This is a genomic window from Teredinibacter waterburyi, from assembly GCF_001922985.1.
GTDB classification, from domain to species: Bacteria; Pseudomonadota; Gammaproteobacteria; order Pseudomonadales; family Cellvibrionaceae; genus Teredinibacter; species Teredinibacter waterburyi.
Genome location: NZ_MRUH01000168.1, coordinates 165,208 through 177,844 on the forward strand (window position 1 = coordinate 165,208; position 12,637 = coordinate 177,844).

12 protein-coding genes are annotated in these 12,637 nt (G+C 50.9%); 3 read left to right on the forward strand and 9 right to left on the reverse strand.

What is annotated here, in order from left to right:
• Positions 1–140: 140 nt before the first annotated feature.
• From recG to yaaA, 6 genes are all read right to left on the reverse strand, one after another.
• On the reverse strand, positions 141–2,240 hold the full coding sequence (gene recG / locus IDZ20_RS14825) for an ATP-dependent DNA helicase RecG (protein WP_188152228.1): 2,100 nt from the start codon (positions 2,238–2,240) through the stop codon (positions 141–143).
• Positions 2,241–2,303: 63 nt separating this feature from the next.
• Positions 2,304–2,585: a YkgJ family cysteine cluster protein gene (locus IDZ20_RS14830; protein WP_188152229.1), complete on the reverse strand. Its 282-nt coding sequence runs from the start codon at positions 2,583–2,585 to the stop codon at positions 2,304–2,306.
• Positions 2,586–2,765: 180 nt separating this feature from the next.
• The gene (locus tag IDZ20_RS14835; protein WP_188152230.1) at positions 2,766–3,101 is read right to left on the reverse strand and encodes a putative signal transducing protein; all 336 of its coding nucleotides are present in this window, start codon (positions 3,099–3,101) and stop codon (positions 2,766–2,768) included.
• A gap of 102 nt (positions 3,102–3,203) precedes the next feature.
• Positions 3,204–3,863 carry a DUF938 domain-containing protein gene (locus IDZ20_RS14840; RefSeq protein WP_188152231.1) on the reverse strand — a complete coding sequence of 220 codons (660 nt, stop codon included), beginning with the start codon at positions 3,861–3,863 and terminating at the stop codon, positions 3,204–3,206.
• Positions 3,856–4,692, reverse strand: coding sequence for a response regulator (locus IDZ20_RS14845; RefSeq protein WP_188152232.1), 837 nt, complete (start codon positions 4,690–4,692; stop codon positions 3,856–3,858). Before IDZ20_RS14845 ends, IDZ20_RS14840 begins: the two co-directional genes overlap by 8 nt.
• Before the next feature lie 40 nt (positions 4,693–4,732).
• Complete coding sequence (gene yaaA / locus IDZ20_RS14850) at positions 4,733–5,503, reverse strand: peroxide stress protein YaaA (RefSeq protein ID WP_188152233.1); 771 nt, start codon at positions 5,501–5,503, stop codon at positions 4,733–4,735.
• 215 nt (positions 5,504–5,718) lie between these two features.
• Between yaaA and IDZ20_RS14855 the strand changes: the two genes are divergently transcribed.
• Both IDZ20_RS14855 and IDZ20_RS14860 read left to right on the forward strand, forming a co-directional pair.
• Positions 5,719–7,494: an FGGY family carbohydrate kinase gene (locus tag IDZ20_RS14855; protein WP_188152234.1), complete on the forward strand. Its 1,776-nt coding sequence runs from the start codon at positions 5,719–5,721 to the stop codon at positions 7,492–7,494.
• Positions 7,495–7,541: 47 nt separating this feature from the next.
• Entirely contained in the window at positions 7,542–8,813 is a 1,272-nt protein-coding gene (locus tag IDZ20_RS14860; RefSeq protein ID WP_188152235.1) for an FAD-dependent oxidoreductase, read from the forward strand.
• Between the two features lie 87 nt (positions 8,814–8,900).
• On the opposite strand, the gene IDZ20_RS14865 is transcribed toward IDZ20_RS14860, so the two are convergent.
• Positions 8,901–9,389 carry a DUF4265 domain-containing protein gene (locus tag IDZ20_RS14865; RefSeq protein ID WP_188152236.1) on the reverse strand — a complete coding sequence of 163 codons (489 nt, stop codon included), beginning with the start codon at positions 9,387–9,389 and terminating at the stop codon, positions 8,901–8,903.
• A gap of 149 nt (positions 9,390–9,538) precedes the next feature.
• Here IDZ20_RS14865 and IDZ20_RS14870 point away from each other — a divergent pair, with 149 nt between their 5' ends.
• A complete protein-coding gene (locus tag IDZ20_RS14870; RefSeq protein ID WP_188152237.1) occupies positions 9,539–10,849 on the forward strand; it encodes a M48 family metallopeptidase in 1,311 nt (436 codons plus the stop codon).
• Between the two features lie 59 nt (positions 10,850–10,908).
• Here the strand turns inward: IDZ20_RS14870 and IDZ20_RS14875 are convergent, their stop codons facing one another.
• Together IDZ20_RS14875 and IDZ20_RS14880 are read right to left on the reverse strand one after the other, a co-directional pair.
• On the reverse strand, positions 10,909–11,133 hold the full coding sequence (locus tag IDZ20_RS14875; RefSeq protein WP_188152238.1) for a hypothetical protein: 225 nt from the start codon (positions 11,131–11,133) through the stop codon (positions 10,909–10,911).
• A 280-nt stretch (positions 11,134–11,413) separates the two neighbouring features.
• Positions 11,414–12,337, reverse strand: coding sequence for a porin (locus IDZ20_RS14880; RefSeq protein WP_188152239.1), 924 nt, complete (start codon positions 12,335–12,337; stop codon positions 11,414–11,416).
• Positions 12,338–12,637 lie beyond the last annotated feature (300 nt).

Genomic DNA, 12,637 nt, shown 5'->3' on the forward strand with positions numbered 1-12,637 from the left:
TCTTCAATTCATGTACTAATGAATATAGTCGTCGCCAGAGCAAATTCTAGTTTTGTTGGGGCTTGAGGATGAAAATAGTTGGATTTGAGCGGAGGTTGAGTGGTGACGACAGGACTGGGTGATTAACAGGGGTGTCTCGATTAAACGTGGGCGTAGCTGCGGCGGGCGCCAATCCAGCGGGCGATTAGTTTGGCGACAACGGTGGGTTGGTGTTCCAGCAGGATCAAACCGAGTTGGTTTACCCGCGGCAATAAGGCTTCATCGCGCTGGCTGTCGGCGACGCGATAGCTCATCTCACCGGCCTGCCGCGTGCCCAGTAATTCGCCTGGGCCACGTAGGGCGAGGTCTTCTTCGGCAATCACAAAGCCGTCGCTGGTGTCGCGCATCACCTGTAACCGCGTCCGCGCCTGCTGGCTGAGTTTGGCGCCGTAGAGTAATACACAGTGACTGGCGATGGCGCCACGTCCCACACGGCCGCGCAGTTGGTGTAGTTGGGCTAAGCCTAAACGCTCGGGGTTTTCGATAATCATCAAGCTGGCATTGGGAACATCGACGCCGACCTCGATCACCGTGGTGGCTACCAACAGCTGAGATTGCGCAGCTTTAAATTCCGCCATTACCGCTTCTTTTTCGCTGGCTTTAAGACGGCCGTGCACCAAGCCAATGGTCAGCTCCGGCAAGCTTTCTCGCAGCAGTTGTGCGGTTTCCTCGGCGTTGGCGGCGGCGAGGGTTTCAGAGTCCTCCACCAGCGTACACACCCAATAGGCTTGTCGCCCTTCGCCGCACGCAGCGCGAATACGTTCGATTATTTGCGCGCGCTTGCTCTGGCTGAGCAATACGGTATTGATTGGCGTGCGCCCTGGCGGCAACTCGTCGATTACGCTGTAATCCAGCTCTGCAAAAGCGGTCATGGCGAGGGTGCGGGGAATAGGCGTGGCGGTCATCACCAGCTGGTGTGGGGTTTCGTTGCGGCTGTTCTTTTGACGTAGGGTCAAGCGTTGATGTACGCCAAAACGATGCTGTTCGTCGATTACCGCGAGCCCTAAATTGGCGAAGTCGACATCTTCTTGGAACAGTGCGTGAGTGCCGACAATCACCTGCGCCGTGCCACTGGCGATATGCGCTAGGGTGTCGCGGCGTTTAGCGGCACCGAGTTTGCCGACTAGCCATGCAATCTCAAACCCGAGTGGCGTCAACCACTCGCTAAAATTGCGAAAATGCTGTTCCGCTAAAATTTCGGTCGGTGCGACGATGGCTACCTGATAGCCAGATGCGGCGCACTTGATTGCGGCTAATGCTGCTACCAAGGTTTTACCGGAACCAACATCACCTTGCACCATACGCAACATGGGCACGGGTTTGAGTAGGTCGGCGGCTATTTCTTTGAACACGCGTTGTTGCGCCTTGGTGGGGGTAAACGGCAGGCTGGCAACGAATGACTTTACCTGAGCTGCGCCCGATTGGAGTTGTGGGCCAAGGTGTTGCTGCGCCTCCGCACGTATCTGCCTGCGCACTAAAAAGTGCGCCAGTAGCTCTTCGAATGCTAAGCGCTGTTGGAGCGGGTGGGTGCCGTTCAGGAGTTGCTGCACTGGGGCATCGGCGGGCGGTTGATGCACATAGGTGAGCGCCTGAGCCAAGGAGGCTGAGCCAAAATCACGGTTGATTTCAGCGGGCAAATACTCGTCCGGCGTTTGCGCCTGTAAAAGTTCGACCGCTTGCGTCACCAGCTTGCGCATGCGCTGCTGGGATATGCCGTCGGTAAGGCCATACACGGGGGTGAGCGTGGTGGCGATGGGACTGGGTTGGCGGTTATCGACCAGTTCGTATTCCGGGTGATAAAACTCTAGGCCGCTGCTACCTAAACGCGGGTCGCCGTAGCAGCGCAACAGCGTGCCGGGTTGCAATTTGTCTTTTTGCTGGCCGCTAAAATGGTAAAACCGCAAACAGGTACTGCCAGTGTCGTCTTCCAGTTGCACCACTAAACTACGCCGTTTACCCATCATCACTTGGCTGCGTAACACCTGCCCCTGAATAACCACGCTGGTGTTCAATTGCAGTTGTCCAATTGGCGTAATACGTGTGCGGTCGAGGTAGCGTAGCGGCAGGTGAAACAGAATATCTTGCAGGTTGTGCAGGCCAATTTTTTCTAAAGTCGCCGCCATACGCGTGCCCACGCCATTGAGTTTAGTCAGCGGCAGGGTTTCCAGCGTTTCGGGGAGTTGGGTGCTGTTGGCGGGCATTTAATAAACCTAATTGAATTCAGAGCGCTAGCAGTGCTTACCTAGATGGCCAAACAATAGCGACTAGGTTCGCTCCTCAAGACATTCATAACCGCCCATTTCAAATTCACGGCAGATCAGCGGGCGCTTATCATAAATCGTACAGAGCATCGTGTGTCGATCCAATGCGGCGCACCAGCCGTCATCTAAGCGAGCCATAGTCATTCCGCCCCACATATCCAATTCAATGTATTGTTCGGGCACACCGGTATCGGTAATAAGCATTACTTCCAGACGACAACAGTTCGCCTTACAGGTTGTGCAGGTTACGTCATTGCTCGGTAAGTTCTTTACTGCGATTGTCATTCAGTATTACGAACCATCTATAGCCACTTTAATTTAATTGTTCTCTGCACCACTAATACTTTAGATAACAGGTTTATTAAATACTGCTCGTTAAAATTGCGGCCTGATTGAGGAATAGCCCGCGCAAATTCGTTTTATATAAAGGCGCTGGCAGTAACAAAAGTCCACGGTGGTGATGGGTTAGGAATTTAAGCTGGCGAGCGTGCCGGCAATTACTGTAATCGCGACTACCGAGAGCAAAATAATTGAGATGAGTGTGGAGCGCGAACTGGACTGGCTGCTGCTTTGGATTTCGCTATGGGTGTGGCCACTGCTTTCCCACTCTTTTATAACGTCTAGGCCCTGCTGATAATCATCCTCATCGATCATCACCTGAACAATGCCAATCGCTTGCAGTTCGCCAACACCGCCCTGCAAGTATTCGCCATTAACCTGCCCCGACAAACCGGCGTGCTCGAGTTTATCGAGGATAAGATGCGCCTCTAGTGCATTGGTTGCATCGTAGATTTTAATCATAAAAAGAACTCCCTCTAAACGGCTAACAATTGCACAGGTTTTGACCTGTGCTCAAACTCTAAGTTCGAGGGGTTGCTGTTGTAACGCCGTGTTACTACAAATCTACGGGTTATCTTGGTCGCGGTCGTCAGCGAGCCCCATGGGTTGTTTCACCCAAACTAGCAGGCGATTATTGGCCGGCATTGGGTTGTCTTCGTAGAGCATTAAGCCTCGGCTTTTGGCAACTGCAACAACCTGCTCAAAATCGCGAATGCCGCGTTCTGGGTGTTGTTGTTTTAACCAGCAATCGAATTCGTGATTACTTTGGCTGGTATATAAACCGTCATATTTGAAGGGCCCGTAGAGGGCAAAAATCCCGCCTGTGGGCAGCTTTTCAGCGACGCGTTTGATCATCAGCTGGGCGTCGCTCCAACTAAGAATATGCGCAGTGTTGGCGGAGAATACGGCATCGTGACTGGCGCTTGGCCATTCGATACCACTGACGTCCAGCAGCAGCGGCGGCAATAGGTTCGGGCTGTTGCATGCGTCCACCCACTGACAGAGCCCAGCTATGTTCTCGCTGAGTTCGCTCGGTTGCCACTCGAGATGTGGCAGTGCTGGCGCAAAGTAACAGGCGTGTTGGCCAGTACCACTGCCGAGCTCTAAAACACGGCTGGAATGGTCGAACACACGCTGCAAAACCGCGAGTATCGGCGCTTTGTTGTTTTCGCACGCCTGCGAGAAGGGTTTACTTGGGGTCGAGCCTGAATCGGGGTTAGCCACCGGCAATTACCTTGGAGATGGTTTCAAATTTTTCGGGGTCGTTGTCGACAAAACGTATCGTTATTTTCATTTTTAGCGTTTCGGGATGGTTTTCTACGGCCTGCAAACTGTGCACATAACCGTTAACCCGAGCCAACGCTTCCCCGTCTTCGGTCGATAAGTCTACCACCGCTGGATCAAACAAGGTGGGTAAAACCTCGCCACGCACCATAAAGCCGCTTAATGATTGAAGGCTCAGCTCGCGCACCACACAGTCGGCTTGTAGATTGGCGAAGCGCAATTGAGCGCGCCCTTTGAAGGCCGTAGCCGTAGATTTGTCCGAGGGTTTTCGCCCTGTGCCGCTATTTGCCGAGCCGTTTTCGGTGTTGCTAGGTCCGCTGGCGGTAAGTACCTCGAGTGAGCTGAAGCCACTATTCTGAGCCGCTGATGGCGAGCCAACAGGGGGCACATAACCCATTTTTTTCAGGTGTTTTATGACTTTGCGCTGCAATTCCTCGGGGGTGAAGGGCTTGCTTAGGTAGTCGCTAACACCGGAGCCAATGGCTTTGACAATATGGTCGCGGTCACCGCGACTGCTAATCATGATAAACGGAATTTCGGGGGTGTTACTTTCGCTGCGAACCCAGCGCAGTAGCTGTTCGCCAGACATCTCTGGCATTTCCCAATCGGATAGAATTAGGTCGAATTTATTGCCGCGCAACTGTGCCACGGCGCGCCGACCATCGACCGCCTCGTGCAGCTCTAGGGGGTGTAAAAATTGGCGCAGGGTGCGCTTGATGGTGTCGCGAATAAACGCAGCATCGTCGACAACTAAAATCTTGAGCGCCATTATAAATCCCGTTTGGGCGAATCAAGCTAGGAATTTAGGGCTATTCCCTGCGAGTGAATACCCACTCACTTTCGCTCGACATGGCCTCGTTATAACTGTAACCGTCCCAGTCGTAGTCTTTCAGCTGTTCGGGTGCGGTGAGTTTATTCTTAATAATATAGGCGCTCATTCGGCCGCGCGCCTTCTTCGCGAAGAAACTAATGATCTTGTATTGATCATTCTTCCAATCTTTGAACATGGGGGTAATTACAGTGGAGTTTAGCTGTTTTACCTTTACTGACTTAAAGTATTCGCCAGAGGCAAGGTTGATCAAGCTGGGATTCCCCAACTTTTTCAATTGTTTATTTAACTCTTGGGTAATGGTTTCGCCCCAGAATTGGTATAGATCCTTGCCGCGGGCGTTGCTAAATTTAGTGCCCATTTCTAAGCGATAGGGCTGAATGAGATCGAGCGGTTTGAGTAGCCCGTATAAACCCGAGAGAATACGCAGGTGCTGTTGGGCAAAAGCGAAGTCGTCATTGTTAAACGTGTAGGCGTCCAGGCCTAGGTAGACATCCCCTTTAAACGCCAGCACCGCTTGACGCGCATTGGCTGGGGTAAAGGGCTGTTGCCATTGCTGAAACCGGTCGTAGTTGAGGCTGCCAAGCTTGTCGCTAATATTCATTAACTTAGACACATCCTGTGGGGCCAATTGTTTTAGGTCTACCATTAGTTCTTCGGCACGCTCTAAAAGCGCGGCTTTAGTGTGTTTAGTGGTAGGTGTGGCACTGTCGTAATCGAGGTTTTTGGCGGGGGAAATAACAAGCAGCATAAAAGCCCAATAGCATTAATGGAGGGGGGTTCATTATGCGCATGTGGCTAAATAGGTCAAACTTGTAACCCTGAATTTTCATCAAGGTTTTAGATTAGTTTGATAGTTGTATTTAATAGTGGTGTATTTCATTGATAGCGGTAAGCAATCGCTGCCGCCCTCTCAATATCAGCACCGCCAAATAGTGTATTGGCTTATTTAAGGACAGAATTATTGTGACTCCCATATTGGGCATTGATGTAGGTACCTTGTCGTTGCGCGCCGCGTTGTTTCAACCGCTTGCAGATGGGGGTATGGAGCGGGTAGGCGATATTTCGCAACAGCCGTTAGCGCTCGAGCGGCATAGGCAAGACGATGATAGTGTCTGGATCGAGCAGCAACCCGACGCCATGCTCGCCGCGCTGCGACAAGTGGTGGCAGCGAGTTTGGCGCAGCTGCCGGCCACTGCCGATGGCAGTTTGACGGTGCGAGCGGCGATCGCTACCCAGAGATCGACAGTGATCGCCTGGCAGCGCAGTACTGGCAAGGCAATTGGCGCGGCAATTAGCTGGCAGGACACACGCGGCGCGGCGCTAGTAAGGGCCTTGGATGCACATAAATCCGACATCCAACAGCAATCGGGTTTGGTGGTATCACCACACTATGGCGCGAGTAAATTACTATGGTTGCTAGAGCAGCCCGCGTGTCGAGCCCTACCGCCGTCAGATCTTTGCTGTGGTCCGCTGATTTCCTACCTGTTATTTCACCTACTCGAAGGTCAGCCACACTGTTGTGACCATATTAATGCCGCGCGCACACAATTATTGGGTATCGATAGCTTGGCATGGTCGCCGTCGCTAGCGGGCTATTTTACAGAGGCCGATGCCTCCCCCATTGATGTCGACGCTGCTATAAACGAACGGGGTAGCAGCAAGCTTACTGCCGCAGGATTACTGGAAAAACTGCCAGAATTACGGCCGGTCATCCACGCTTATGGTCAGCTTGACCGGTCTTGGTTGCCGGCGAATTTTAGTGGCAAGGTCGATCTTGTTGCCGCGACTGGCGATCAAAATTCTGCTTTCTACGCCTGTCTTAAGAAACAGCAACAGACATCACATGAAAACGCAGACACAGAGGGTCACGGTTCTATCCCGCACGCAGCTTCTGTGCTCAACAATACCGCATTGATAAATGCTGGTACGGGAGCCTTCCTGTTAGCGCCGGTGGACCTAGGTCGCAGTAGGGTACCTCAAGCCTTGGCGCAAACGTCGCTGTTGCGCGGTTTGGTATACAGTCGTGCAAACGCGCGTTTGGATTTGCTTGAAGGAACCGTCAATGGCGCGGGCGCGGCGTTAAACTGGTTTTTCCCCGCTTGGCAGGAAGTCATGTCGAACACAGCCAACAAGAAACAGTTTTATCAGTGTGTTGCCGAACAGGCAGGGGATGAAACGCTGGATTGGGTGTTTATCAATACAATCGGTGGTTTGGGCTCGCCCTTTTGGCGAGCTGGCCCAGAGTTAGGCTTTTTACACCTCAGTAGCGGCCGTACCTATAGCTTAGCGCGGGCGCTAGCCGAACCAAATGTCGATGCCAATAGTCTTGCGGCCGCCGTATTTGAAAGTATTGTGTTTTTACTAGTCTGTAACCTCGATGCTATGCAGTCGGCACGAACGGCCGCCCGCTTAGCGCCTCTGGCACAGGTTGTTTGTTCCGGTGGTATCAGTCGCAACGCCAAGTTTGCACCGCTGCTGTCGGCGCTAAGCGGCTTGCCAATTATGCTCAGCGACGATGAAGAGTTGACCCTTGCTGGCGCAGCGTTACTCGCGGCGGCAGACTTGGATGCGCCGCTGCCGGAGAATGACGCTAGCTCTGCAAAATCGGAACAATCAATAGCTGTTCAACCAACCGATGATGTTAGCGACCTCGGTGAGCCGTTAACTGAAGCTGCGACAAGGGCACTAGGAGCGCGCTATGCTAGCTTTCGTCGCAAAATTGATAACGAGATTAATTAATACCAAACGGCCAATCGTTGGCTTTTGTTTAAGCGTTAGGAATATCTATGAGTGCTGTTAACACACCCGATGAATCTCACAGTGCCGTCGCATCGTCTGCGCCGGATGCACTGCCGTACTTCGACGTCGCCGTTGTCGGCGCCGGTATTCACGGCGCCGGTGTTGCCCAGGCCTGCGCGGCCGCTGGTTGGAGAACGCTGCTGTTAGAACAGTACGGAGAAGCCGCGCTAGGTACGTCTAGTAAAAGCTCAAAATTGATCCACGGCGGGCTGCGTTATCTTGAGAACTTTGAATTTAGTCTAGTGCGTGAATGCTTATTGGAGCGTGAACTGCTGCTGCAAAATGCCGCCGATCTGGTCAAATTAAAAACTTTTTTGATTCCTGTTTACCGCAGCAGTAAGCGTTCTGCCTTCGTCATTTATTGCGGTTTACTGCTCTACAAAATTTTAACCGGCTGGCGAGCGAGTGCCATTTTTAAGTGGCGCTCGGCAAGTGCAGCTAAGCAGCTCTACCCGCAAATTGAGGCCAGCAATTTAGTTGCCTTATTGGAGTATCGCGATGCACAAACCGACGATCGGAAATTGACCGAAGCGGTATTGCGTTCCGCTGAAACTTTTGGTGCCGAGGTTAAGTTTGATTTCAATTTGGCGCGCGCGGAGGTTAGCGGAAATCAATACCTGCTGTACCGTGAAGGGGAAGATGAGCCCTATGCGAGTTGTCGATGCTTGATTAATGCGGCGGGCCCTTGGGTAAATCGGGTCGCCGAAAAAGTCGAAACTAAACCCGCGCAAATAGCCGTAGAGACGGTGCAGGGAACGCATATAATTTTAGACTTGCCTGCGCCTCCCGCCTGTATCTATTGCGAAGCCCCACAAGATGGACGGCCAGTGTTTGTGTTGCCTTGGTACGGTCAAACCATGGTTGGCACCACCGAGAAATTGTTTAGCGGTGACCCAGCAGACGTTGCGCCAAGCGAAGAAGAGGAAAAGTATTTACTTGAGGTTTACAACCACTGCATGAACACAGCGGTAGTTGCCAATGCTAGCGAGGAGATTAATGAAAGTCATATCGTGGAGCGTTTTGCAGGCTTGCGGGTATTGCCGATGGCGGCGGGCAGTGCCAACAAGCGTTCGCGCGATACCTTGTTTGTTGAGTGCGGTTTAAAGGCGAGTAGTGCAAATGAGATGCCGGGTTATCTCGCAATATATGGCGGTAAACTTACCGCCTACCGTAAAACGGCCGAAAAAATTCAACAGCGTTTACGCGCCGTACTTGGCGATAACGCAGGTGCTGTTTCCACCCGTGATATTCGCCTGTAATTTATGGTCGATTTTGTGTGAGCTTTTAGTGCTCAGGTGTTTCTCGGCTAATCGTTAAATGAATAAATACTATCCTCAAAGACGAGATTAATTTTCGCCTTTGAGGATATCCTGCCACCAATTGAGAGGCTGCATATCTTGGTCGTAAACATTGCCGTAAAACCACGTGCTTAGCCCGTCTTGGCCGCTATAGCGATTGAGAACATCTTCGATGGCACTAAAACCGCAGCTAACGTGGATACTAAAAACCAACATGCGCGCGTTCTCAAAGTCTAGCGTTGCACCCATTTTTTCCAATGCTGGGGTTAGTTCGGTGGCGATATCCGATATATTGCTGCGCGCGATAACGCGAATACACAGGTTGCCAGAGCGTCGCACAAGGGTATGGGTTTGTTTGCTGCTGTCGACAACGATTAAGTCGCCACGCGCGACACCGCGCAAAAAGGCAGGTGAACGCTGCAATTGAAGATTGCCGTCTTCCAAAGTTAAAACCTGTAATTTTTCCATTACCGGTGAGCCGTCGGGATGCTGCCCAGCGATAAGGTCGATTTGTGAACTGCTTGGGGTGTCCGTCATAATAAAACTCGTAAACAACTGAAATGGTAAATGTGAGACACATTATAATAGACATCAACCCGAATCTCGCCCTAGCGCGTAGATTTCTCGCCTTCGGCGTATTAGCGCGAGCAGTTAAAACCTAAATTAACTTTTGCAGAGGATGCAGTATGCACAATTCTCCTTCTAAGCTATTGGCCTTTTCGTCAATTAGCCTTAAAGCCCTTATTTTTGCGCTAATATTTTCGGTTGTAGGTTGCAGTACGAACTCGGTTACCGGTGAATCGCAGCTTTCGCTGGTACCCAAGGCGCAACAAATTCAAATGGGTGAGCAAAACTATGGGCCGTCACAGCAGCAACAGGGTGGTGAATATAAAGTCGACCCTAATCTTAGTGCGTATGTAACGTCGGTTGGCGACCGTTTAGCGGCATTTAGTACCAATGCCCTGCCCTATGAGTTTGTGGTGTTGAATAACGATGTGCCGAACGCTTGGGCGCTACCCGGCGGCAAAATAGCTATCAATCGCGGTTTGTTGGTATTGCTGGACGACGAAGCGCAATTGGCGGCCGTACTGGGGCACGAGATTATTCACGCAGCGGCAGAACATGGCGCTACGCAAATGACTAATGCGCAGTTGATTGGTGCCGGTTTGGCTCTGGGTACCATCGCGCTTGGTGATAATCAAAATGCGCAATTGATCGGCGCGGGTGCGGCGATTGGCGCTCAGGCCTATCAAGCCCATTATGGTCGAACGCAGGAGTTACAATCAGATTTTTACGGTATGGATCTAATGGTGAAGGCCGGCTATGAACCGCAAGCCGCGGTAGAGTTGCAGGAAACCTTTGTAAAGCTGTCGCAAGGGCAGAGCAGCGATATGGTAAATCGTTTATTTGCGAGTCACCCACCGTCGCAGGAGCGAGTCGACAAAAACCGTGCTAAGGCGGCCAAGCTAGCCTCCGGCAAACGTAATCGCAGCGAATTCCAAAAGGCCATTGCGCAGATAAAGCGCGACCTACCCGCGTATGAAAAGAATCAACAGGCGCTGCAAGCCTTGGCCAAAAAAGACTTTAATAGCGCGCTGCAATTGACCGAGCAAGCGCTGAAGCAGCAAGGCGATGAGGCGTTGTTCTATATCACTAAAGGCCAGATTCTCGCCGCGCAAAAGGATACGAAAAATGCCGAGTTAGCTTTTAAGCGCGCGGTAGAGAAGAACCCGAATTACTTTATGGGCTACCTAGGGCTCGGCTTAACCCAATTTTCCGCCAACAACCTTAGTGCCGCGAAGAGTTCATTGGAGCGCAGTTTGAATTTAATGCCCACGCAAATCGCGGTGTACCGTATGGGCCAAATTGAAGAGGGTGCAGGCAACTTGACGACGGCGTTAAAATATTATGAATACGCAGCTGCCAGTGGTGGCGATATTGGTGCCGAAGCCCAAGCGAAATTACAGAAATTACAGAGCGCGCCGGCCGCTAATTAAAGCCTAGACGGATCTTTGTACTAGGGGGGCGAAATGCTGGGGCGGTTGAGGGTAATCACCTAGCAGGCATAGTTACCGTCTTTGCGGCGCTTGGCACATTCATTTTTGATGTTTTCACAGGCGGTAACGCGGCCGGGCGAAGTAGGGTTACCCTGAACACACTCATCATTTTTAGCAACCAGCTCTTGGTTGGTGAGAGAGCCAAGGCCTTTGCCACAAGCAGTTAAGGTTAGGGTGAAAATTAAGCAGCTGAGCAGTGAAATTGTGGGGTTGAGCGCGCGCATAACGTTCGAGTCTCCAGTAAGCCGTGAAGTTTAAAAGTGAAAAGCGTGAACTATGGCCTAATTGTAGTAGAGATATTGAAGGTTTGCGTGCCGCGAGGGGAACTGCAGAGTGTTATTGAGCAGTGGATGAAAAGTAAGCGAAAACGTTTAGCCCTTACTGTTCTGACGTTATATGGCAATTACTCTGGTTTGCGGAGAATGGCACGGTTATAAAAACCTCGGATATAAAAAAGGCGATGCAGTTGCATCGCCTTTTTAGTGTTTTAGCCTAAATTAATGACTAGAACTTTAACTCAGCACCAACACCAACGTAAGTGTTGTCGATTTCAGCTGGCTGGTCATCACGAGTAGTCCCTTCGTTCTGAGTGATATAACCTTGTAACTTAAAGTTCTTGGCTAGCTTGTAGTCAGCGCCAACGCTTAAGGATTTTCCATCAACAAATTTAATGTCGGAAGTACCGTACTGAGCTTTCAGTGCCCATGCATCGTTAGCGTTATACTGAATAGACGCCAAGAAACCGTTTTCAGCATCGTTGTCAACTACCGCATCGTCCTCAGATTTTTCAACCAGTAAGCCTAACTGTACGGCGCCAAGGGTGTAGATACCAACAGCGCGTAATGCATTGGACTCGTTACTGTAAACGTCTTGGTCGTAACCTAGGGCAACATATAAACCGCCACCAGTGTAGGTACCAGAAACAGAAACACCAGTGTTAGCGTCGGCTTCTTCTTTGTTTACAACTTGAACGTTAACCGCTACAGGTGAGCTGCTTGGCGTGGTGTAGGCAACAGAGTTCTGAGCGCGCACGTCGTTAGTGGTAAGTGTGGTCGCGATATCGCCTTCCATATCGTTGAACAGGTCTACTTTACCCTGTGCAGATTTGGTTGGTGTGTCGAAGTAACCGGCGCGCACGGTACCGAAGTTACCTTTTAGGCCGATAAAAGTATTGCGCTTGCTGAAGCTGCCTTTGTCATCAAAGTTAACGCCGGTTTCCAACTGGTAAATAGCGGTTAGACCATTACCCAAGTCTTCAGTGCCTTTAAAACCCAAACGTGATGCGTTGTTACGCAGTTCTAGTTCGTTGTATTCGCCTTCGTCAGCAGACTGCCAAGATACATTTACTTTACCGTAAATAGTGGTTTCAGCATTTGCTGTAGTGGCTACGCTCATGGCAACCAATGCGGCTAATAATTTCTTGTTCATATTTATCCCCAATATTTTTGTTGGATTATTCTGTCACGACAACCAGAGGGGTTGTTATGACAGCCTTGTTTCACTTAGATGAAATATTTGTGGCCAATATATGGCTCTTGTATGACATATATGTGACAGGCGCGTAAAAAAGACCTGCTCTGTGCAACCGACCTTGGTTTGGCGCGGCATTATGTACTAAATCAGTGCAAAAAGTGAACTCGAAGCGCTGCGAAGATGAAAAAAAAGCCAAAATTTGACGTGTTTCTCCGGTTTTAAGCGGGAAACGCGTTTGCTGCAGTTGGAATCTAG